This window comes from Cytobacillus massiliigabonensis, assembly GCF_900199725.1.
Classification (GTDB): Bacteria; Bacillota; Bacilli; order Bacillales; family Cytobacillaceae; genus Cytobacillus; species Cytobacillus massiliigabonensis.
Window position 1 is genome coordinate 707,426 of record NZ_LT904902.1, and the last position, 23,772, is coordinate 731,197.

Genomic DNA, 23,772 nt, shown 5'->3' on the forward strand with positions numbered 1-23,772 from the left:
CCTTATATTGGAATGGTAATCAAAATTTTTGTTCCATGCTGCGGGGAGCTTTGCAGGATAAACTCACCATCCAAGCTTTCTGTGCGGTCCTTCATACTTTTTAAACCGAGCGATGGAATTCGCCCTGGCTGCCCATCATAATTAAATCCAGAGCCCTCATCAGAGACCGCCATGATTACCTTATGTCTTTCTATTGAAAGACTTAAATGAACAGTTGTTTGACCAGAATGCTTTTTGCAATTTGCCAATGCTTCTTGACCAATTCTCCACAGTGCTTCCTCCACTTTTCCTGGAAGGGAGATCACTCCGTTTACTTCTGTTTCCAGCTTGAGGCCTAGCATCTCCCCATAACCGATTAAAGCACTAGTAAGTCCATGTTCCAAGCCTCTCGGACGAAGCTGCCAAATTAATGCTCTCATTTCACTTAGAGCTTCCTGTGCTAAATCTTGAATATACAAAAAGGTTTCTTTCATATCTGCTTCTTTGGCCATTTCAGCTCCGCCCCTGGCTGTTAAGCTTAATGAAAATAGCAGCTGATTAACTGAATCATGAAGATCCCTTGCTAATCGATTTCTTTCTGCTGTGAGAGCTGTTTCTTGTTCAACCTCCGTTAGCTTTATTCGTTTGAGTGCCGTACCAATTTGAAAGGCAATTGACTCCAGCAAGGCAAGCTCCTCTGGTTCAAAATGGGTCTTGTTTGGTGCACCTACATTGAGAATGCCAAATTTTTCATCGCCTGCCCTTAGCGGCACAGTTGCGTGATGGGTTAAACCGTTCGTGTCATTTCTTTTTTCTAGAAGAGCAGCTTCAATTCTTTTACATTCAATAATATTGATTGCCTTATGAAGTCTGCCATTATTGTAGCGGTCAATACACCAGCAATCCCCCGTACACATCGGTTTATATTCATTACGAGAGAGAGCTGGAGGAAGGTTTTCTTTTGCTGCTAGCATATAGCTCCCATCAGGCTCGATTAGAAAAATCCATCCACTAGTTAAACCTGTCACATGAAGCAATTTTGCCAGCACCTCTGACAATAGTCCTTTTACTTCGGTTCCTTCATTTAATAATTCCGCAATTTCCTTTAATATTCGGATTTCAGAATGACGTTTTTCCACCGTTTCTCCTCCAAAAACTAATTCTTCTTCCTATTATAGTACTTTTCAAATAAACAATCGTTAGAAAATAGGATGAGATTCCTTACGACTAAAGTTGTAAAAAAACACCGAAGAGATCCCCTCTTCGGTGTTATGACTTCATTCTAATTTATGGATAATGATTCTATTTTTTCATTAATGATTTTCATGAAATCATTCTCTATTGCTGCTAGCTTTTGCTTGCTGTCTTCTAACGATGGACTATTAATGCCGAAATAAAATTTAATTTTTGGCTCTGTTCCCGATGGACGCATACAAATCCATGTTTCATCCTCAAAAATATACTTAATGACATTTGATTTTGGCAAACGAATGACCTGTTCTTGCCCATCACTTTCTTTTCGAATCCCAGATAGGTAGTCTTCGACAGCAACTACCTTTAATTCCCCAAGCTGTTTAAGAGGGGTCTCACGGAATGAAGCTAGCGTTTGCTTAATAAGCTCAGCTCCCTCTTTTCCTTTTAACGTCAAAGAACGAAGTCCTTCAAGATAGCAGCCATATTGTTTATAGATCGCTATTAAGGCATCATATAAGGACATTCCCCTTTTTTTGTAAAAAGCGGCTGCCTCCGCTGCTAATGCGGCGGCTTGCACAGCATCCTTATCTCTGGCAAAATCACCAATTAAATACCCATAGCTTTCTTCATACCCAAACAAAAAGGTGTATTCACCAGTTTCATCATACTCTTTCATTTTCTCAGCAATAAATTTAAAACCAGTTAAAACATCTACAGTGTCCACTCCAAAGGAAGCGGCAATTTTTCTTCCTAATTCAGAGGTAACAATTGTTTTGAGGACCACTCCTTTTTTTGGAAGAGCATTTTTTTCTTTTTTCTGTGTCAAAAGATAATGCAGCAGCAGCGCCCCTGTTTGATTTCCTGTCAGCAGAACATATTCCCCACTTTGATCTTTTACAGCAATCCCCAATCTATCTGCATCAGGATCTGTTGCAATTAACAAATCTGCATTGGATTCTTTCCCAGCTTTTATAGCGAGTTTGAAGGCGGATTTCTCCTCTGGGTTTGGGCTTTCTACCGTAGAAAACTCTGGGTCTGGGAGCTCCTGCTCTTTAACAATTTTTACATTCTGATAATTTAAAGCCTGAAACGCAGCCCTTACAGGCTTGTTCGCAGTTCCATGCAATGGAGTAAAGACGATTGAAAGGTCCACCTCCGCACTAAGAGTTGGATTTTCTGAAATCGTTACAAGCTTCTCTATGTACTTGCTGTCAACTTCTTCCCCGATCATTTTAATCAAGCCTTGCTCTTTCAGCACGTCTTCTTCATCAACATCAATCAGGAGCTCATTTTCAATTTCATTCACTTTGGAAATCACAAGATCGGCAATCGATGGCGGCAGCTGGGCTCCATCTGATGCATATACTTTATAGCCATTATATTCAGGCGGATTATGGCTTGCCGTGATAACAATTCCCGAAAAAGCTTGCAAATAGCGTACTGCAAAAGATAGCTCAGGAGTCGGTCTAAGTTCATCGAATACATACGTCTGAATCCCTCTTGTCGCTAACGTTTTTGCTGCTTCCATTGCGAATTCAAAAGACATATGCCGTGAATCATAGGCAATGACAACCCCCCGTTTCATAGCATTGGTTCCTGATTCTTCAATGTACGCTGCTAGCCCAGCAGAAGCTTTTCTCACTGTGTAAATATTCATCCTGTTCGTACCGGCTCCGATTTCCCCACGCATCCCGCCAGTGCCGAATTCTAAATCTTTATAAAAAGCATCCTCAAGCTTTTTTTCATCCATTTGCAGCTTTTGAAGCTCTGACAATAAATCTTTATCCATTTGGTTGTGCATAATCCAGCGCTCAGCTTTCATTTTCCAACTCATATACATCCCTCCAAACTCCTTACATACTTCTTCATATGTTTCTATTTCCCCTGCTTTACATTGTATTCATCTATTCCTTACGATATTATTTGTAACAATGAATGTCAAAACTATGACGAAACTCAGAACAAACAGGGATTTTGTGATAATGTAGATTTACAAAGGCAGAACAGTAGGTCATAATTTTATCGTAATTATCTAATGGAGGAGTACAAGATGGAGAAAACAAGAAAAGATCAAAGGGAAACATGGTTATTTGTTTCATGGGCTGCATCCGTTCTTGCAATGTTTGGAAGCCTCTATTTTTCGGAAATCCGTCAATATGAGCCTTGTATGCTATGCTGGTATCAGCGAATCCTTATGTATCCAATGGTTGTTATTTTAGGCATCGCTATCGTTAAGAAGGATTATCGGATTAGTTTGTATACAATGGTGCTTTCTGCTATTGGAGGCTGCATCTCTCTATACCATTACTCGATCCAGAAGATTTCCTTTCTCGCAGACCATGCGGCATCATGCGGAAGAGTGCCTTGCACTGGACAATATATTAATTGGCTCGGATTTATTACCATCCCATTTTTAGCGCTTATCGCATTTATCATTATTTTCATTTGCAGTTATTTACTTTGGAAAAAATCTAAGGAGGCAGCATAAGTGAAGAAAGTTATCATTTTTTTAGCAGTAATCATTCTTTTATTCGGAGCTGTAGCATTATTAACAAAGATGCAAAATGAAGAAAAGGTTACAGAAGAGAATCCATATGGAAAAGGCAACCTCCATCCCGAAACGATTGCACAGCTGGAAGATCCAAATTATCAAAATTTAATCCTACCTGATCAATTAGAGAAAAAGCTCGATAATAAAGAGGATGTAACAGTTTACTTTTATAGCTCTACTTGCCCTCATTGTAAAAGAACAACTCCTATTGTTGCACCACTGGCAAAGGATATGAATATTGATCTTGTGCAGTTCAATCTGCAGGAATTTGATAATGGCTGGGATCAATATGGGATAATAGAAACACCGACGATTGTTCAATACAAAGCTGGCAAAGAAGTAAATCGTATTACTCAATATCAAGAAAAAGAAGTATTTGAAAAATGGTTTGAAGAAAACTCAAAGTAATCTAAAGTTGAAAGAACGCCTGCAAACATTTTGCAGGCGTTCTTTCAATCAAATTAATAGTTCATTTGCAGCTTTTGTATACATGCTGAGCATATCGTTCTTCATTATTTTCCCATTATAAAAATTGTTAAAGGTAAATGGAAATGTTAAGCCAAAGTCTTGTAAAACACTGACATTTTTATTGAAAATTTTTTCATACCTGTCCTCAAGGTTTTCTGTTTCCAGAATAGAAGAGATGATTTGCAAGCTGACAATCACTTGATAGGCTTCTTTTAATGTGCCGAAATATTCAAAATGTCTAGTTGAAGTATGTAACACATTCAGCTGCTCGAAATCTTTAATATCTTCATCTGGAAAATAATTTGGAAAAATAGTAGTATACATTTTTTTTACAAGCTTCCTGATTTCCTCTTCTTGCTCAGGAGTTGATGCAAATACGATTTTCACCGATAACCCACCTTTATAATCCCATGTAACGAAATTGTAATATACAATAAGAATATCATATCCACTTCTGTTTTTAGGGTGGTAATTAAATCCATGAAATGGTTAAAATACAGATATAACAATAGGATATAACAATCTGTAAAAAATTGGATTAAGTAAAAGGGAGAGCATAATGATACAGACAAAATGTTTTGGTGAATGGTTAGAAATAATCATCCCTTCAAAATGGGAAGGACATTCGATTAATGACCTATTTAGGGATGTATGGCAAGCACCGAAGAAACAAATACATACGATTAGAATGGAAAAGCATGTAAAAATTAATGGAGAAGTTATTAATTGGAATAAGCCACTAAAGGCAGGAGATCGTATTCAGCTTAAGCTCTTTATAGAAGAAGAGTTTGGTGTCATCCCTGCTTATCATGAGGTTGACGTGCTTTATGAGGATGAGCATATGATGGTGTTTAATAAACCGGCAAACATGGATACACACCCGAATTCACCTGAGCAAACAAACACATTGGCAAATGCCGCAGCATTTTATTTACAGGCGAAAGGCGAGCAGAGAAAAATAAAGCATGTACATCGTTTAGATCGTGATACAACCGGAGCCATTCTCTTTGCTAAGCATTCACTTGCTGGAACCATCTTAGATAAAATGCTTGAAGAACGGTCGATTAAGCGAACATACGCAGCACTCGTCCACGGCCGAATAAACAAGAAAAAAGGAACCATTCAGGAACCAATTGGACGGGACCGTCATCATCCTACTAGAAGGCGTGTATCTGCATCAGGACTGCCCGCTATTACCCATTATGAGCTGCTCGAATACAGTCTCATGCAGGATTTTTCCCTCATTCACTGTCAGCTTGATACAGGAAGAACACATCAAATTCGGGTTCATTTAAGCTCTATCGGACATCCAATAGTAGGCGATCAGCTATATGGGGGGGAACCCTTATTCGAAAGACAAGCGCTGCATGCAAGAAAGCTTGTCATTCCTCATCCATTTACAGATGAAAGAATCGTTGTAGAGGATTCACTACCGCTGCCTTTCCAGCATTTATTAAAAAAATAGAAGCCTTCCTATCGGAAGGCTTCTACTTGTATTAATCAGTTGATTTTCTAAATGCTCTCATTACTAAGCTTAGTATGAATACAAGCAGGACCGCACCTATTAGTGCAGGGATAATTGCAAAATCTGCAATGACAGGACCCCAATTCCCTAAAATTAAAGACCCAAGCCATGCTCCAACAAATCCCGCAATAATATTTCCAAATACACCACCTGGAATATCTCTTCCTACAACCATTCCAGCGATCCAGCCGATAATTCCGCCTATAATTAATGCCCACAAAAAGGTAAACATTCTATCACTCCTTGCTGTTTTATCGTAGTTTTCGTTTTTTTTCTCTTTTTATTACAAAACAGCTAAGGAATATTATGGGAAAAATCCTATATAGAAAAATTAGAATGCTAAAAGCGATTGCTTTCAAGCAATCGCTATCTATATAAACGGCAATTTGCCGGAATTATTATAGGAATAATATTAATTTTTACCCCCTTCAAAATTGTCCTAAACAAATGGATAAACATTAACATTAAAACAAAAAACCTATGGAACCCCTCTAGATATTTTCAATGGGCTCCATAGGCATATGAATTCAATTATTAGTTGCTTGGAATTTCGGGCTTTTCAACCTCAGGCAATTCTCCGCTCATGCTTTCAAGGAATGCAATAAGTGAACTGATTTCCTTTTCTGTTAAATTAAGCGTTTTCATCTGAACGCTTTTATTCGCATGATCCCCGCCGCCTTCATTATAGTACATAATGACATCCTTCAATGATTCAAGACTTCCATCGTGCATATATGGTGCAGTATAGGCAACTCCTCTTAATCCAGGTGTACGGAATTTGCCTTTGTCATCTTCATTTCCCGTTACTGCAAAGCGTCCATCATCCCCGCTCATTCCTAAATTATGATAATTATAATCAGATAAAAGCGGACCTGCGTGACAAGAAATACAGCCTGCTTTGCCAGCAAATAATTTCATTCCCTCTTTAGCATCCAAACTAATTGCATCCTCTTCCCCTTGAAGATAGCGATCAAATGCTGTATCAGCTATGACGATTGTTCTTTCAAATGCAGCGATTGCTTTTGCAATATTGTCAGCAGATATCTTATCATTAAAGACCGTATTAAATTGTTCTACATATGTAGGAACTCCATTTAGTTCAATAACCAGCTCATCTAAATTTTGATTCATTTCGACTTCCGATTGGATCGGTCCTAATGCTTGTTCCTCTAAGCTTCCTGCTCGTCCATCCCAGAAGTTTGTTGGATAATATCCAGAATTAATGATGGTCGGACTATTCCGCGGACCATTAAAGCCTTCAAAGCCAATAAATTTTTCCATTCCATCTCCATAGCCCGCACCAGGTGCATGACAGGACATACAGCTTTGAACATTATTCCCGGACAGGCGAGGATCGAAATATAACGTTTTTCCTAATTCTATTTTTTCTTCAGTCATTGGATTTTCAGCTGGAACAGGAATTTCTCCTAATGGTTCAAATTTAGCCTTAGCCTCTTCAAGCTCTTGATCAATGACATTTTCTTCTACAGGTTCATTCGCATTTTTGTCAGCAGGAGCGGCTGCATCCTCTTTGGCACCGCATGCACCGAGAATTGATAGTACAATAATTAACATGATCCCTATTCCCATTCTTCTCATAAATAGCTCCCCCTATTTATTTATTAGATTCAGTGGAAGCTATGGAAAGCACATCCATTTCTTCCATTCATCTTTAAAGTGATTATATAATTAAACTTATTCTTATTTACGTATCATTTTCGAAAAGTTTGTGACATTAATCACAAAGTAACTTTAACTTAGTTCGTATATTGGAAACATATTTAAAGAAAAATAATCGCATAATAAAAGATAATCATGATTTTTTAATACTTTTTTCAACTTTTTTAGGCATATAACTATCTAATTCGCCTTTTTTCGTATAAAATTATTTCGTTTGGATGATATTTTTTCATGGGGGTAAAAAAATGGCTTTTAAGAAGAAAGACAAATTTAACACATTACTTAGCAGTATCGCACTAAATGTGAAAGAAGGAGCAAATTATTTTGCAGACTATAAACTAAAAAATGTCAGTGACCTTAAAATTTTCTCAGAAACAATGAAGGATTATGAATCAAAGGGGGATTCATATGTTCATGAGGTTATTAAAGAATTAAATAATGCCTTCATTACACCAATTGAACGTGAAGACATTCTTGCACTAGCTATGAGCTTGGATGATGTCATTGATGGGATCGAGCATTGTGCGGCACTATTTGAAATGTATTCAATCACACAGGCAGATGACTTTATGCTTAAATTTGTTGATGCCATTAAACATTGTGCCGATGAAATTGAAAAATCAATTGAACTTCTATCAAATAAAAAGCTGCAGCAAATCCGCGAACATGCAATCAAAATTAAAGATTATGAATCAAAATGTGATGGCGTGCTGAGACAATCAATCAAACATCTCTTTTCCGTTGAGAAAGATCCTGTACGTATAATTCAATTTAAAGAAATTTACGAAAATCTTGAAGAAATTGCTGACAGCTGTCAAAGTGTTGCAAATACTTTAGAAACCATAATTATGAAAAATGCGTAAGGAGTCTTAGCAAATGGATGGATTTTTAATACTGACAATTTTAATTGTAGTCATGGCTTTAGCTTTTGATTTTATCAATGGTTTCCACGATACTGCCAATGCTATTGCAACATCTGTCTCAACAAAAGCACTAAAGCCCAGACATGCAATTATTTTAGCAGCAGTAATGAACTTTGTTGGTGCAATGACCTTTACAGGCGTTGCAAAAACAATTACGAAAGATATCGTTGATCCATTTACATTAGAAAATGGGTCACTCGTCATTTTAGCTGCTCTTATATCAGCGGTTTTCTGGAATTTACTTACTTGGTATTATGGCATCCCAAGCAGTTCTTCTCATGCACTCATCGGTTCAATTGCCGGTGCTGCAATTGCCGCTGCTGGCTTTGCCTCCCTTAACTACAAAGGATTTTTGAAGATTATTCAGGCACTTATTTTTTCACCATTAATTGCCTTTGCAGTTGGATTTATCGTCTACAGTATTTTTAAAGTTGTCTTTAAAAATAATAATTTAACAAAAACAAATCGAAACTTCCGTATTTTTCAAATTTTCACCGCTGCCCTGCAATCGTATACTCACGGAACAAATGATGCGCAAAAAGCAATGGGAATTATAACAATGGCTTTAATTGCCAATAATTACGTAACGAGTACGGATATTCCTTTTTGGGTGCAATTTTCCTGTGCTTTAGCTATGGGGCTTGGAACATCTGTTGGCGGATGGAAAATTATCAAAACAGTCGGCGGGAAAATCATGAAAATTAGACCTGTTAATGGAGTTGCGGCAGATATAACTGGTGCCATGATTATATTCGGCTCCACTTTAATTCACTTGCCAGTTAGTACAACTCATGTTATTTCCTCTTCCATTCTTGGTGTTGGTTCAGCTCATCGCCTTAAGGGTGTAAAATGGGGAACCGCCAAAAGAATGCTTATCACATGGGTCATTACATTGCCTATTTCCGCTACAATTGCTGGACTTGTTTATCTTTTATTGAATGCAATATTTTAAGCTGTATGGGGATGGCCACTTGGCCATCTTTTTTATGTCCAAATTTTTCAATGGAATGATTTTCGTACAATCTATAGATAATAGTAAATAAGGACTTGTAATCCATTCTAATAACGAATATTATATAAATTGTGCTTTTTAATGTTCGTATTTGGAGGAACTATCATGTTTAAATTAAAAGAGAATCAAACAAATGTCAAAACGGAGGTTCTTGCTGGGATAACAACCTTTTTAACCATGGTTTATATCGTCGTTGTTAATCCGGTTATCTTATCCGATGCAGGAGTTCCCTTTGAACAAGTATTTACAGCCACAATTGTTGCTGCAGTCGTTGGGACACTTTGGATGGCCCTTTTCGCAAATTATCCGATAGCCATTGCTCCTGGAATGGGCTTAAATGCATATTTCGCTTATTCAGTCGTTGGCACACACGGAAATATAGATTATCAAACTGCCTTTGCAGCTGTTTTTATCGCAGGTATTATTTTCATTATTTTGTCTTTAACGCCTTTTCGCTCAAAGCTTATTGAAGCCATTCCAGATAATTTAAAACACGGAATTACTTCAGGGATTGGTTTATTCATTGCTTTTATTGGCTTACGCCAAACAGGAATTATTACAAGCCATCCGTCGAATCTTGTCGCACTTGGAGATTTACATCAACCATCTGCTATCTTAGCTTTGATTGGACTAACTGTTACATTAATTTTAATGGTTTTAGGCGTAAATGGTGCTTTGTTCTTTGGAATGATTGTCACTGGTCTAATCGCTTTCTTTACAGGTCAGCTATCTTTTGATCAGGGCTTTCTATCATTGCCCTCTCTTCCTGAAGGTCTAATGGTTCTAAATCCTATTCAAGCCATTGGTGATGTTATTCAGCACAGCCTTTATGCCGTTGTATTCTCCTTCTTGCTCGTTACGATTTTCGATACAACTGGAACAATGGTAGGAGTTGCGCAGCAGGCTGGTTTAATGAAGGGGAAGACAATGCCAAGAGCCAGAGAAGCTTTACTGTCTGATTCAATTGGAACAACCGTTGGTGCCATGTTTGGAACTAGCCCAACATCCGCTTTCGTGGAATCATCAGCAGGTGTTGCTGCTGGAGGAAGAACAGGGTTAACATCTCTAACCGTTGCTATATTATTCATCGTTTCTGCCTTTTTTGGCCCGTTAGTAAGTGCCGTGTCTGGTCTTTCCGCCATCACAGCTCCTGCCCTAATCATTGTAGGAAGCTTAATGATGGGAAGTATTGCGCAAATTAAGTGGAGCGAGCTTGACGAAGCGTTTCCTGCATTCCTCATTATCTTAAGCATGCCGTTAACATCGAGCATTGCAACAGGAATTGCACTAGGGTTTATTTCTTACCCAATTATGAAAGTATTTAAAGGAAAATGGCGCGACGTTCACCCGCTTGTTTATATTTTTGCTGTTTTATTCTTCTATCAGCTGGCATTTTTACCTCATTAAATAGAATAGCGGAAGCACCTTGGTCAACACCGAACACTCGCAGAAGGGTCGCTGCTTGTCATAGGAGGGAACCTGAAGCTTGTAGGCGCTAGGCATCTTCCGCTATACAATAATTTAATTCCAAAGTAATACTTTCTTATCATTTTAGTAAGAGGTTAAGCAAAAGCATCTACTTTGTTTAACCTTTTATCTATATCTTTCCTCCTAAATTATATTACAAAAATTCCTCTGTATACTTTCCCATTATTTTATAAATAATAATATTTGATGAATTGCTAATTTATTAAGTTTTACCACTTTTTTTGATTCTATTGCCACAAAATTATCATTACTTTACAATAATAAAGTTGACTATAAATTTTAAATATTGGAGGCATAGAAAATGGATGCAGCAGTAGACAATAAAGCCAGAAAAAAGCATCCCCCTGGTTTGTACTTATTATTCTTAACAGAAATGTGGGAGCGCTTTAGTTATTATGGAATGAGAGCCATCCTCGTTCTTTACTTAACTACCTCTTTTGTAAGCGGCGGACTTGGGTTTAGTGATAGTTATGCAATGATGTTATACGGATTTTTCACTGGTGCCGTTTACATCACCCCAATGGTCGGCGGATATTTATCTGACCGCTTCTTAGGTCAGCGTCGTGCAATTACCATCGGCGGTATCACGATGGCTGCAGGTAACATCGTTTTATTCGCACACCAAAGTGCAGGAGCATTATACTTAGGTTTGATTTTGTTAATTATTGGAAACGGTTTCTTTAAACCAAATATTTCAACGATTGTTGGAGAATTGTATGAAAATAATGATCCACGCAGAGATGCTGCCTTTACCATTTTCTATATGGGTATTAACGTTGGGGCATTTTTCTCACCACTTTTAATCGGTTATTTATACAATGATCTATTTAAAACAACAACTTTAGATGGAATCATTCAATATGGATTTAAATATGGATTTTTAGCAGCTGCAATTGGGATGGTTATTGGTCAATTAATCTTTAATCTCCTTGGTAACCGCTATCTTGGAGATATCGGGAAAAAGCCAACTGGAGCACCTGATCGATCAGTGGATGCCCATGCTAAAAACAAACCACTTACAAAGAAAGAAAAACAAAGAACAACTGTTATCATTATCTTAACTTGTTTTGTTATTTTCTTCTGGGCGGGTTTTGAACAAGCCGGAAGTTCATTAACTCTTTATACAGAACGATTTGTTGACAGACAGATTTTTGGCTGGGAAGTTCCAACAGCATGGTTCCAATCAGTAAACCCAGTATTTATTGTTATTTTAGCACCTCTATTCTCTTTGCTTTGGGTTAAGCTTGCTTCTTCTAAACGCGGAGACATTAAAGTTCCTTCAAAAATGGGAATTGGGATGGTCCTTCTTGGTCTTGGATACATGATCCTTTTAATTGCGGTTATGAAGACTGGAAGCGATGAAGCTAACATTCAAGTAAAAGCAAATATCATGTTTATCGTCTTAACATATCTCATGCATACAATGGGTGAGTTAATGCTTTCACCTGTCGGACTGTCACTAGTTAGCAGAATTGCTCCTGTAAAGCTTGCTTCCCTATTAATGGGTGTTTGGCTTGCAGCTTCAGGTATAGCAAATATTTTAGCAGGACAGCTTGCTGCATTTACACAAACTCTTGGTTACTTTGAAATTTTCGGACTAATCGGTCTAATGGCGATTGTCTTAGGTTTTATTCTCCTTTCGTTCTCAAGGAAACTTGTGCAAATGATGGATTAATTCAAAAAAATCGGCAGATGCTAAGCATCAGCCGATTTTTTTGTTTTATGCTTCTGCTTCAAGTTTTTCATTCATATCATTATACACACTGGTATCGATCTCTCCAGTTATCCTGCTTGTTAGGATCCCTGATGTCATAGAGCCGCTGACATTCACTGCCGTACGCCCCATATCTATCAGCGGCTCAATTGAGATGAGCAAGCCTGCTAAAGCAACGGGCAGATTTAATGCTGATAACACTAATATTGCTGCAAAGGTAGCCCCTCCCCCAACACCAGCCACGCCAAATGAGCTGACAGCAACAATGGCAATGACAGTGATGATAAAGGATGGTGTTAATGGATTAACCCCTACTGTTGGAGCAATCATTACAGCCAGCATCGCTGGATAGATGCCTGCACAGCCATTCTGTCCAATTGATAGCCCGAACGAACCAGAAAAGTTTGCAATCCCCTCAGGCACCCCAAGAGACTTTTGTGTTTTAATATTTAAAGGAAGAGCACCGGCACTTGTTCGAGAGGTAAAAGCAAAGGCTAGAACAGGAAAGGACTTTTTCATATATGTGACTGGGTTTAGTCCAGCAAATGTAAGCAGTAATAAATGAATTAAGAACATAACAGCAAGTGCAACATATGAAGCAAGCACAAATTTCCCCAGCTTTAGTATCGAATCGACATCACTCATTGCAACCGTTCTTGTCATAATCGCGAGTACACCATATGGGGTTAAGCGCAAAATAAGAATGACTACCCGCATAACTACTGCATAAATAGCATCCACAATTTTCTCGAAAAGCTCAGCATGCTCTGCTGACTTCCTTCTAACCCCAAGATAAGCGATTCCTAAAAATGCAGCAAATATGACGACTGCTATCGTAGATGTTGGACGCTGACCTGTAAAATCGAGAAATGGATTGGCTGGAATTAAATCGAGAATTTGCTGTGGAAAGGTTCTTCCTTCTATACTTTGAAAGCTTTGTTCAAGCTGTTCTCCCCTTGCTGACTCCGCCTCACCCTGTGTAATTTCGACTGCTTCAAGATCGAATCCTACTGCTGCTGCAATCCCTACAGCAGCCGCTATCGCCGTTGTACCAACGAGCAGACCGAGTATAAGGGAACTAATCTTTCCAACATTATTACTTACTTTCATTTTTGTAAATGCAGTTAAAATGGAGATAAAAACGAGAGGCATCACAATCATCTGCAGAAACTTTACATAGCCGCCGCCAACTAAATGAATCCATCCTGAGGATTCTGCTACGATTTCAGATGATGATCCGTAGGCAAACTGCAGCCCAAACCCAAATACAATCCCTAATCCTAGCGCTGTAAAAACACGCTTAGAAAAAGAAATATGTTTTTTCTGCATGTAGAATAAACCAATAAGAAGAATGATCAAGATGGCAATATTCAATAAAACAAACCATGTTGTCACACTAAACCCCCCTTAAAAATTTTTAATAGGTTGTTTAAATTGTGTATCCGCATCAATCTAGTAGGAATTATCCCGCCTCTACCCTCCCTTCTATTTACGGTTTATAGGATATATGCGTATTTGAAAAAGATTATTCCAATTATTATCATGCGAATTAATTGACCATTACTGACCATTTGAGTATGATAAAAAGAGAGAAGAAAATTGTCGATAAAAAATCTTTGATAAGACTTTTTTTAATCTCATGTTTATTTTACAATTAAAAGGATATATTTTTTATAGGATTCCTTTACTAATCATGGATGGGATGGTGTTAAGATGGCAGAAAATAAAAAAGACAAGAACGTAAAAAAGGACTTAAACATTGGTACGAATGTTTCATTAACCGGCCTTGTAACTGCTGTATTTGACAACATGGTCCATGTCCAAATAGGTGCTAAAATTGTTACCGTAAATATAAAGGATTTATATGCTGGACTGAACCATTCTATTAGCACACCAAATTGACATTTCATAGTACAGGAGGAGCAGTAATTACTGCTCCTCCTGTTTGTTTAATGAATCTTTTTTACGAGAGGGAGGTTGTTTTTTCCGTACAGCTTTCCATTGCTGACAAAACAGCTGCCCTGAACCCCGTTTTCTCAAGCGCCGCCACCGCTTCAATGGTAGCGCCGCCTGGCGTACAAACCTCGTCCTTTAGCTCACCAGGATGCTTCCCTGTCTCTAAAACCATTTTTGCCGCTCCTAGAACAGCCTGGGCAGCTAAATGATAAGATTGTTCTCTTGTTAACCCATTCTTTACCCCGCCATCAGCTAATGCCTCGATAAACATGTAAACATAGGCTGGAGCGGAACCGCTAATTGCTGGAATCGCATTCATTAATTTTTCCTCAATGACTTCAACCTTTCCAAAGCTTGAAAAAATATGAATTACTTCCTCTAGTTCTTCTTTTGTTACATCCTCATTTGCACATATGGCACTCATCCCTTCTCCAACTAAAGAAGGGGTATTAGGCATGGAGCGGATCGCTTTTATTTGCTGATGAAAGGCCTCCTCAAGAAATTGCAGGCTTATCCCTGCAGCAATCGTAATGATGATCGCATCTTTCTTTATTGAATGCTTTATTTCTTCGATGATTTGAGCATGTAAATTTGGCTTTATCGCCAAAAATAAAACATCGGCTTGTTCAGCAACTAGCCTATTATTTGCAGTAGCTTGAATCTGAAATTTAGCTGCTGCTTGATCAATTGTTTCCTGTGACCGGGCACTGGCAATGATTTGCTGGGAATGAACAGTATTTGATCGGAGAATACCGCCAATCATTGCCTGCGCCATTTTGCCGCATCCGATAAAACCAATTATTCTTTTCAAAATAAACACTTCCTATTTCTAAGGTGATTAGACCTTTTAAATGATCTCAATAAAATGCTTTAGAATTCGAGCGGTTAGTCCCCAAATGACTTTATCTTCATAGAAATAAAAGCACTCATCCATCTTTCTTGTCTGCCAATTATAATTTTCCCCGCCAGGAATTTGATTCAGCGGAAAATCCTTTTCGGGCATTACTTTAAATTCCACCTGAAAAATCTCAGGCTTGTAATCCTTTAAAAAGGAGAGCGGAACAGTAAAAACCCTATCTACTTCACTTGGATTTGGCCGAATATCCTCAGGACGTTCGATAAAGCCGGCAAATGGGTAAATAATGGTACCAAAAGGAGAAATCATATAATCTAGAGGAGAGATATTAACGATACTATTCTCACTGATTCCGAGCTCTTCCGTTGTTTCCCGAACAGCAGTGCGCTGCTCATTTTCATCAGAAGGTTCCATTCTTCCTCCAGGAAAACAGACCTCTCCCGGCTGCCTTCTAAGCTTATTGGAACGTATTTCAAATAAAACATGTAATTCATTATTACTTTGAATGAGAGGCAGTAATACGGAGTATTTGGAGAACCTTTCGCTTCCTAAAATCTCCGGCTTCCGGTTCTTAAGTTTATTAACTATTTCTTGAATGTTCAACTTCTCACCCCGAGTCTTCAATACTTTTTTCCCATTATAATACGGATAGGACTGAAAAACGAAATAATGGACCAGACAATCAATTTGTCTGGCCGCACTAAATATTAATTATTTTGTTTTTTTGCTAAATAATCAATGATTCCCATTGATCCGACACTTAAATCAAGTTTGATAATCTCGGTCATTTCCTGATCTAACGTGTATCCCTTTTCAGATAAAAATGAGTGGATTTCAGCAAATAATTCTTGGAATAAGGCTTCACTTTTTGATTCAAAGGAATCGCCCAGTCTATCTTTCCACACTTTTTCTCCCGATTCCATAAATAGCGGGAGCCATTTGTATACCTGCTCATACACTTGTGAAGGATTGGTTGTCATTCCATAATGGCCAAAATAAATTCGATCAACAGCTAGTGCCTTTATTTTTTCAAGGGAATCGAGCATGGCATCAGGATCAAACTGATTTGGAGAAGTAGATGGCAGATATAATTCAAGTCCCTTCTCAAATAGCTGTGGGTAGAATACTCCAATCGTATCTCCTGTAAAAATCCCATTGCTCATTGAATCATGGATGGAGAAATGATGCTTCGCATGTCCTGGTGTATCAATAAATGTAAGTAGGCGATTCCCCCCAATTTGGAGTGTGTCTCCATCTTCTTTAACAATTAGCCGATTGCTAGGAACAGGCAAAATCGGGTCAAACAGTTCATCAAATTTCTCTCCATATACAGCTCTTGCTCCGAGAATTAATTTTGATGGATCGGCTAAATGACGCATTCCTCGCGGATGAACAATTACGCTTGCATTTGGACAGCTTTCAAGCAATAATCCAACTCCGCCTGCATGGTCAAGATGGACATGAGTGACAATAATATTTTTTATATCCTTTGGATCAATGCCTAATCTTTTAAACCCTTCTAATAAAAAGGGAATGGACGGACTTGCACAAGTCTCAACAATCGTTAATTCCTCTGCATGGAGGACATAACAGCCTGTCCTTCTTTCTTTTCCTAAATCCATTGCATCAATGATTGATATCCCTCTGCCTAAATCCATTGTTGAGCCACCTTTCTAAAATGCTTTTAATTTTTAAGGTAAGAGTTCCGTTTTTTTTGCAATTTCTCTTTTTTATTTGCAAGTTTCCAGGTATTTTTGCAACTTTTCTTTTTTATTTGCAAGTTTCCAGGTATTTTTGCAAGTTTCCAGATATTTTTGCAACTTCTTTTTTTATTTGCAAGTTTCTAGATATTTTTGCAACTTTCCTTTTTTATTTGCAAGTTTCCAGATATTTTTGCAACTTCTTTTTTTATTTGCAAGTTTCCAGATATTTTTGCAACTTCACTTTTTTATTTGCAAGTTTCTAGATATTTTTGCAACTTTCCTTTTTTATTGCAAGTTTCTAATTATTTTTGCAACTCCACTTCTTTATTTGCAAGTTTCCAGGTATTTTTGCAAATTACTCTTCCTCTGCTTTTCTTAAAACAGCTCGTACAGGACTTCCGTCTGCTTCTGTGAGAGGTAAAGGAAGAGCCGCTAGTTCATAGCTTCCCGGAGCAATATCATCCAGAACAAGTCCTTCCAAAATATGCAATCCATGACGGGTAAGCTCATGATGAGCAGGCAATTCTTTACTGTCGAGCATATCGACAGATGGAAGGTCAAGCCCAATTAGCTTTACTCCTTGTTCCGCTAAATAGGAAGCTACTTCTGGTTCAATATGCGGAATTGTATTAGGAAAGGCTGACCGATTCTTCCATGCACCTGTATAAATTAACAGACGAGTCACATTGGATAAATCATGGCTGCGCAAATCCTCAACACAGATACTTTCCCTGTCGGTCAGATGGATCACTTTAGCAGGACCGATATATAAATTAATATCCAGCTCGATTACCCGTTTCCCTTCATTATCAAAATGAAACGGTGCATCAATATGTGTTCCTGTATGTGCACTCATCGTTAATTGACCTACATTTACTGACCCGCTTTCCTCCATGCTCCAGCTGACCTGATACGAAAAAGGTGTATCTCCTGGCCATACAGGAATTTTATTATGTAAAGGCTGTGAAACATCCATCCACTTATTCATTATACTCTCCTCCATTATAGCTTTGTTCGCAAACTCCATAATTCAGGGAAAAATCGATAATCAACCACTTTTTTTAAATAGGTCACACCTGATGAGCCTCCCGTGCCTTTTTTATGCCCAATAATTCTTTCTACCGTACTCATATGCTGGAACCGCCATAGCTGCTGCTGACTGCCAATATCTACGAGCTTCTCAGCTAATTCGTATAAATCCCAATAACGGTTGACATCCTGATAGACAGCAAGCCAAGCTTCCTCGACACTAGTATTCGGTTCATAGTTTTTAGACCAATCTCGATTAAGAACGGAATCATCGATCGAAAAACCCCGGGCAGCAAGAGCATAGATGGACGCATCATATATGCTTGGTTCATTTAGAGCTTTTTTCAAGGTTTCATAAAGCTCCTTCTCGTGCTGATAGACGGCTATGGTGTGGGTATTTTTTTGTCCAAGCGCAAATTCAATTAAACGGTTTTGATAAGACTGAAAGCCTGATGAATGTCCAAGTTTATCACGGAATTCCAAGTATTCAGCTGGCGTCAAGGTTGCTAAAACACTCCAGGATTGGATTAATTGCTGCTGAATTCTAGACACCCGTGACAGCATTTTAAAAGAAGGCTCTAAATCATTTTGCCTAATGCATTTTATTGCAGCGGAAAGCTCATGGATAATGAGCTTCATCCATAGCTCACTCGTTTGATGGATAATGATGAATAGCATTTCATCATGATGATCTGACAGACGCTGCTGACTTGATAATATTTTATCAAGCTGTAAATAATCGCCGTAGGACATCTCTTTATGAAAATCAGTTAATATTTCTTTTTCCATACTTAGCTCAGTGTTATTCTCATTATTTTCGCCCATTAATAAAGCCTCCCCTATGCTACAACATTCCGATCATTAGAAAACTTTTCATACTGTCTCTCTCTCATAATTGTTTTAAGCATTTGAACAACCTTCCATACTTCTTCATATGTATTATACAAAGGGATCGGAGCAAGACGAATAATATTCGGTGCTCGAAAGTCAGGAATAACCCCATTTGCCTTTAATGCTTTACAAATCCTTGCAGCTTCTTTATGTTCAAGGCTGATATGACCCCCGCGGGACTTTTCATCACTTGGATTTCCAATGGTAAATTCCATTCCATCTAATTCATGTTTGATCAAATCCATGAAATATGTTGTTAATTGAAGTGATTTCTCCCTGATTTTTTTGATACCTGCTTCATGAAAAATTTCTAGTGAGCCTAGTAAAGGTGCAAGACTTAAAATATGGGGGGTGCCTATTTGGTAAGCGCCGGCAGTTTCAGCTGGAGTAAGTGCATGCTCCATATCAAATTGTCTTTCTTTTTTCGACCCGAACCATCCTGCAAGACCCGGAACTGTACCGAAATGCTTCCTATTGACATACATGCTCCCAACGCTGCCTGGTCCTCCATTCAAATACTTGTAATTGCACCAAAAGGCAAAATCAATCTCCCATTTGCTAAAATGATGGGGAATAGCACCAACAGAATGGCAGCCATCAAAACCTATTAAAATTCCCCTCGCATGTGCTTCTTCTGTTAATCGCCTTATATCTATAATTTGTCCGCTCCGGTATAGAACGGTCGGCAAAATGATTAAAGCAATTTCGTCTGTCATTTGCGCAATGATATCATCCTCATGCAAATAACGGCCATCACGGCTTTTTACACGCAAAAGATGTGTCTCCGGATTAAATCCTTTTAACCGCAGCTGGCTTTGAAGCGCATATATATCCGACGGAAAAGTCAGTTCATCCGCTAAAATTTTTGTCCTTTTTCCTTCTGGCTTAAAGAAGGTAGCAACGAGCTGATGGAGGTTCACTGTTGTTGACCCAGTGACAATGACTTCTTCTGGAGAAGCGCCTACTAGAGATGCACTCATTTCAGCTGCTTGCTCTGACAAATAAAACCACGGGTGCTTTCCCTCTGTCCACCCATCTATGCCTAACTCCCTCCAATCACCAAGCACCTCAAATAGAGTCTGTTCTGCCCTTTTTGATAGCAAGCCTAGTGAATTGCCATCCATATAAATAGAGTTTTGCTTTATGTAGAACTCCTTGCGAAAATCGGCGAGCGTATCTTGCTTATCCAGACTTTGAGCAAATTCGAATGTTGGCTGAAACAAATATGAATGCATTGTAATCCTCCTCATTGAATCTATTTATCTTCGCTTTTCGTGCATATATTTCATCCATTTATTGAGCTTCATACTCGTAACGATAAAGCTGATCATTGAGAAAGCAGCCATGCCTAATGAAAGCTTTAAAAGAACGGGATTCGATAGAGAGATTCCCGCACCGCTGCCTATTAATCCTAGAAGCAGCAATTGAAAAGATTGCTTTTTCCGATTTTCATAGATTGTAAATTGGAATTGTCTTCTTTGTTCCGTTTCCTTTAGCTGTTCCATTTTTTGTGGTGCCTTTAAAAACTCGTTAACAGAATGGAAAATTTTGAATGCCGGCTGAGACTGGATCACCTGCCAAATAAACGACCATTTATTCCCTTGTCCTTTCAGCCAATCAATAAACACAGGCTTACCTAAATCTATCATCTCTTCTTCTGGAGCAAGATTGATGACAAGCCCTTCAATGGTGATAAAAGAACGGCCAAGAAATACAAATCGGGTTGGAACCTGAATGGGAAGTGCCTGAATCATATCATTCAATTCCAGCTTTAAGGCAAGCAGGTCCATTTCTTTTAACTGTGAAGGCTGAAAGGACATCCATTCAGCCAGTATTTTTTCAATCGTTCTTGTATCTGCCTCAGGAAGCAAAAATCCTAAACGGGATAAGCAATCCACTGCCTTCGGATAATTTTTTGCCAGGAAGCATTCTATTAAACCTTGAAAAGCCGCCGCATCATTCTTTGAAATTTCGCCCGCCATACCGAAGTCTAGTAATATGATTTTCCCATCCTTTGATACAAGTACATTTCCCTGATGAGGGTCAGCATGAAAGATTCCCGGCTCAAGCCATTGCGGCAGAAAAACCTTAATGAGCCGCTGGGCCAATTCTTTGCGTGACACGGTTATCTGTTCAATCGCCTTATGATCTGTTAATCTCACACCTTCCACCCACTCCATCACCAGCACTTTTGACGTGCAGAGCTCTGAATAGGCTGAAGGGATTTTAACAATATCACTTTCCTTAAATTTATTTTTAAAATAAAGAAGGGTCTCCTTTTCCTTTGAGAAATCAAGCTCTCGTTCGATTACATGCTTCAGCTCGGAAAATAACACCTTAAAATTAATAAATCCCTTTGGCAGCGGAACAAAATAATTGGCAAACCAAATCACCACTCTCAATGTCCGGAAATCCGTTTGGACAATCGATTGAATATGCGGACGCTGTACTTTAATAGCTACCTTCGTTCCATTAAGGAGCGTGCCTTTATATACTTCTCCAATAGAGGCGGATGCAATCGCTTCTTTTTGAATCGAATGCAGCTTTTCTGAAATTTGGCTGCCCCATTCCGTTTCAAGAATCTCTTGAATCTCACTCCATTTAGAGGGGGGAACCTTGTCTGTAAGATCTTCTATTTCACTTATGAATGCTTTCGGCAGAAGGTCTGCTCGAGTACTAATGATTTGCCCAATTTTTATAAGCAGTCCTTCTAATTCAAAAAGCGTCCTCCTTACTCTTTTTCCGATTTTCCCCCACAGCTTTTCCCATTCAGCATCAGGTTTTTTAATCATCTTATACCAGTAAATCTGAACAAAAATGACAAAGAACAAGGATAGGACCTTACCCATCCGGTACATTTTATTATTCTTTTTCATATTGGATCCTCTCATTTCACATGAACTGCATCTATTGTACAGTTCAACAAAAAGGTGCGGTACTCCTTCTAAGACATAGAACTTGTTATTTTCGAAGCATAAAAATAGCCCCAAAAGTGATTCCTTTTAGGGCAATTCTTCTCTTATGCATACATCTTATCCTCTTGTTCCTTCTTGAAGAAGCTCTTCATCGCATGGAATACGTCAACTTTTTGCTTCAAAATATAGTAGCGGAAATCTTCATGCTTGATGTTTTTGTATGCTGACATGAGGGTGGAGTGGCGGTTGTATTGGTTTACCTCCCCATATCCAAACATATTCGATACTTTCATCAGCTCCTCAACAAGCTTTACACAGCGTGCATTGTCTGATGTTAAGTTATCACCGTCTGAGAAATGGAAGGGGTAAATATTATATTTCTGAGGGTTGTATTTTGCATCAATGAGCTCGAGGGATTTTCGGTAGGCAGATGAACAGATTGTTCCACCACTTTCTCCCTTTGAAAAGAAATCTTCCTCTGATACGACTTTAGCTTCCGTATGGTGGGCGATAAATTCAATTTCAACTGTTTCATATTTTGTTCGTAAAAATCTAGTCATCCAGAAGAAGAAGCTTCTAGCCATATATTTTTCCCAGATTCCCATCGAGCCGCTCGTATCCATCATCGCTAGCACAACTGCCTTTGAATCTGGTTTAATAACTTCATTCCATGTTTTAAATTTTAAATCTTCCTGATAAATAGGGTGAAAACTTGGCTTTCCCGTCATGGCATTTCGTTTAAATGCGGTCATCATCGTACGCTTTTTATCGATATTTCCCATTAGACCTGTTTTACGAATATCATTAAACTCAATGTTTTCAACAAGGTTCTCCGCCTGCTCTTTTTTCTTTAGATTAGGCAGCTCCAACTGCTTAAATAATGCTTCTTCAATTTCCATTAAGGATACTTCCGCTTCAAAGTAATCTTCGCCAGGCTGGTCGCCTGCACCTTGCCCTTTTCCAGGTCCCTTTTGGCTAGCTGATCCATCGCGCGCCACGACATCACCAATTTGACTGTCTCCATCTCCTTGACCAACATGTTTGTTTTTATCATAATTATAGCGAATTTTATATTCGTCCAGTGAACGAATCGGGATTTTTACTACTTCTCGACCATTCGACATCACTATACTCTCTTCTGTAATAAGGTCTGGTAAATTATTTCGAATTGCATCCTGTACTTTTTCCTGATGGCGCTGCTGGTCATCATGGCCTTTGCGATGGAGGGACCAATCTTCTTGTGAAATTACAAACTGATGGTTATTAGCATCGGTCATTTTTTTTGCCCTCCTTCTATTAAATTCTTTCGCACACATTGAACTAATCAACATACAATATCGAGAGTGTCAAACTGCAATCATCCATAACTCTAAAATCCCGTTTGCTAATTTCAAACTCATTCAACAAACTCTGGACAACTCTAGTCCATTTAGTGTTTATTACTCTATCCTATGCAAGAGGTCGAAATAATTTACACATAATTTCGATAATGGGGCATTCATATTTATAAGAGGACAAGTTATGGGGAAAAGGAATTCGGGAGATACATATTGATAAGTTGCGACAGCGTGTGCGAATTTGCGACTGCTTCGGACTCGGTCGGATGAATTTCGGGTGGGGCTGTCCGAACTTGCGACTGCTTCGGACTTGGTTGGATGGATTTCGGGTGGGGGTGTCCGAACTTGCGGCTGCTTCGGACTCGATCAAATGGATTTTCGCTGATGCTGTCCGAACTTGCGGCTACTTCGGACTCGATCTGATGGATTTTCGCTGATGCTGTCCGAACTTGCGACTGCTTCGGACTCGATCGGATTGATTTTCGCTGATGTTGTCCGAACTTGCGACTGCTTCGGACTCGATCGGATTGATTTTCGCTGATGTTGTCCGA

General features: G+C 38.7%; 22 protein-coding genes. 8 read left to right on the forward strand and 14 right to left on the reverse strand.

From position 1 onward, the window contains the following. Positions 1–2: 2 nt before the first annotated feature. Positions 3–1,118, reverse strand: a complete 1,116-nt coding sequence (locus C1726_RS03945; RefSeq protein WP_102271979.1) for a GAF domain-containing sensor histidine kinase — start codon at positions 1,116–1,118, stop codon at positions 3–5. Positions 1,119–1,261: 143 nt separating this feature from the next. After that, positions 1,262–3,007 (reverse strand): phospho-sugar mutase, encoded by a 1,746-nt coding sequence (locus C1726_RS03950; RefSeq protein ID WP_102271980.1) that lies wholly within the window; start codon positions 3,005–3,007, stop codon positions 1,262–1,264. A 216-nt stretch (positions 3,008–3,223) separates the two neighbouring features. On the opposite strand from C1726_RS03950, the gene C1726_RS03955 reads away from it, so the two are divergent. Together C1726_RS03955 and C1726_RS03960 are read left to right on the forward strand one after the other, a co-directional pair. Next, the gene (locus C1726_RS03955) at positions 3,224–3,661 is read left to right on the forward strand and encodes a disulfide oxidoreductase (protein ID WP_102271981.1); all 438 of its coding nucleotides are present in this window, start codon (positions 3,224–3,226) and stop codon (positions 3,659–3,661) included. Continuing rightward, on the forward strand, positions 3,662–4,132 hold the full coding sequence (locus C1726_RS03960; protein ID WP_102271982.1) for a thioredoxin family protein: 471 nt from the start codon (positions 3,662–3,664) through the stop codon (positions 4,130–4,132). A gap of 48 nt (positions 4,133–4,180) precedes the next feature. On the opposite strand, the gene C1726_RS03965 is transcribed toward C1726_RS03960, so the two are convergent. Next, on the reverse strand, positions 4,181–4,579 hold the full coding sequence (locus C1726_RS03965; protein ID WP_102271983.1) for a YhcU family protein: 399 nt from the start codon (positions 4,577–4,579) through the stop codon (positions 4,181–4,183). Positions 4,580–4,751: 172 nt separating this feature from the next. Between C1726_RS03965 and C1726_RS03970 the strand changes: the two genes are divergently transcribed. Next, positions 4,752–5,657: an RluA family pseudouridine synthase gene (locus tag C1726_RS03970; protein WP_102271984.1), complete on the forward strand. Its 906-nt coding sequence runs from the start codon at positions 4,752–4,754 to the stop codon at positions 5,655–5,657. Between the two features lie 31 nt (positions 5,658–5,688). On the opposite strand, the gene C1726_RS03975 is transcribed toward C1726_RS03970, so the two are convergent. Beyond that, complete coding sequence (locus C1726_RS03975) at positions 5,689–5,949, reverse strand: GlsB/YeaQ/YmgE family stress response membrane protein (RefSeq protein ID WP_102271985.1); 261 nt, start codon at positions 5,947–5,949, stop codon at positions 5,689–5,691. A gap of 302 nt (positions 5,950–6,251) precedes the next feature. Next, positions 6,252–7,316 carry a cytochrome-c peroxidase gene (locus tag C1726_RS03980; RefSeq protein ID WP_102271986.1) on the reverse strand — a complete coding sequence of 355 codons (1,065 nt, stop codon included), beginning with the start codon at positions 7,314–7,316 and terminating at the stop codon, positions 6,252–6,254. A 326-nt stretch (positions 7,317–7,642) separates the two neighbouring features. On the opposite strand from C1726_RS03980, the gene C1726_RS03985 reads away from it, so the two are divergent. The 4 genes from C1726_RS03985 to C1726_RS04000 all read left to right on the forward strand — a co-directional run bounded on the left by C1726_RS03985 (position 7,643) and on the right by C1726_RS04000 (position 12,495). After that, on the forward strand, positions 7,643–8,260 hold the full coding sequence (locus C1726_RS03985) for a DUF47 domain-containing protein (RefSeq protein WP_102271987.1): 618 nt from the start codon (positions 7,643–7,645) through the stop codon (positions 8,258–8,260). Positions 8,261–8,273: 13 nt separating this feature from the next. Continuing rightward, complete coding sequence (locus C1726_RS03990; RefSeq protein ID WP_102271988.1) at positions 8,274–9,272, forward strand: inorganic phosphate transporter; 999 nt, start codon at positions 8,274–8,276, stop codon at positions 9,270–9,272. Between the two features lie 165 nt (positions 9,273–9,437). Next, positions 9,438–10,739, forward strand: coding sequence for an NCS2 family permease (locus C1726_RS03995; protein ID WP_102271989.1), 1,302 nt, complete (start codon positions 9,438–9,440; stop codon positions 10,737–10,739). Positions 10,740–11,121: 382 nt separating this feature from the next. Further along, on the forward strand, positions 11,122–12,495 hold the full coding sequence (locus C1726_RS04000) for a peptide MFS transporter (protein WP_102271990.1): 1,374 nt from the start codon (positions 11,122–11,124) through the stop codon (positions 12,493–12,495). 45 nt (positions 12,496–12,540) lie between these two features. Here C1726_RS04000 and C1726_RS04005 read toward each other — a convergent pair whose 3' ends face one another. Further along, complete coding sequence (locus tag C1726_RS04005; protein ID WP_102271991.1) at positions 12,541–13,929, reverse strand: L-cystine transporter; 1,389 nt, start codon at positions 13,927–13,929, stop codon at positions 12,541–12,543. 318 nt (positions 13,930–14,247) lie between these two features. On the opposite strand from C1726_RS04005, the gene C1726_RS04010 reads away from it, so the two are divergent. After that, positions 14,248–14,436 (forward strand): hypothetical protein, encoded by a 189-nt coding sequence (locus C1726_RS04010; protein WP_102271992.1) that lies wholly within the window; start codon positions 14,248–14,250, stop codon positions 14,434–14,436. A 61-nt stretch (positions 14,437–14,497) separates the two neighbouring features. Here the strand turns inward: C1726_RS04010 and proC are convergent, their stop codons facing one another. From proC to yhbH, 8 genes are all read right to left on the reverse strand, one after another. Then, positions 14,498–15,301, reverse strand: a complete 804-nt coding sequence (gene proC / locus C1726_RS04015; protein WP_102271993.1) for a pyrroline-5-carboxylate reductase — start codon at positions 15,299–15,301, stop codon at positions 14,498–14,500. A 36-nt stretch (positions 15,302–15,337) separates the two neighbouring features. Further along, positions 15,338–15,949, reverse strand: a complete 612-nt coding sequence (locus tag C1726_RS04020; RefSeq protein ID WP_102271994.1) for an NUDIX hydrolase — start codon at positions 15,947–15,949, stop codon at positions 15,338–15,340. A 104-nt stretch (positions 15,950–16,053) separates the two neighbouring features. Then, the gene (locus C1726_RS04025; RefSeq protein ID WP_102271995.1) at positions 16,054–17,004 is read right to left on the reverse strand and encodes an MBL fold metallo-hydrolase; all 951 of its coding nucleotides are present in this window, start codon (positions 17,002–17,004) and stop codon (positions 16,054–16,056) included. A gap of 400 nt (positions 17,005–17,404) precedes the next feature. After that, positions 17,405–18,037 carry an arylformamidase gene (gene kynB, locus C1726_RS04030; RefSeq protein WP_102271996.1) on the reverse strand — a complete coding sequence of 211 codons (633 nt, stop codon included), beginning with the start codon at positions 18,035–18,037 and terminating at the stop codon, positions 17,405–17,407. A gap of 14 nt (positions 18,038–18,051) precedes the next feature. Beyond that, on the reverse strand, positions 18,052–18,903 hold the full coding sequence (kynA, locus tag C1726_RS04035; protein WP_102271997.1) for a tryptophan 2,3-dioxygenase: 852 nt from the start codon (positions 18,901–18,903) through the stop codon (positions 18,052–18,054). Between the two features lie 14 nt (positions 18,904–18,917). Further along, positions 18,918–20,204, reverse strand: coding sequence for a kynureninase (gene kynU, locus C1726_RS04040; protein ID WP_102271998.1), 1,287 nt, complete (start codon positions 20,202–20,204; stop codon positions 18,918–18,920). 24 nt (positions 20,205–20,228) lie between these two features. Beyond that, positions 20,229–21,845 carry an ABC1 kinase family protein gene (locus C1726_RS04045; protein WP_102271999.1) on the reverse strand — a complete coding sequence of 539 codons (1,617 nt, stop codon included), beginning with the start codon at positions 21,843–21,845 and terminating at the stop codon, positions 20,229–20,231. A gap of 143 nt (positions 21,846–21,988) precedes the next feature. Beyond that, a complete protein-coding gene (gene yhbH, locus C1726_RS04050) occupies positions 21,989–23,161 on the reverse strand; it encodes a sporulation protein YhbH (protein WP_102272000.1) in 1,173 nt (390 codons plus the stop codon). Between the last annotated feature and the right edge of the window lie 611 nt (positions 23,162–23,772).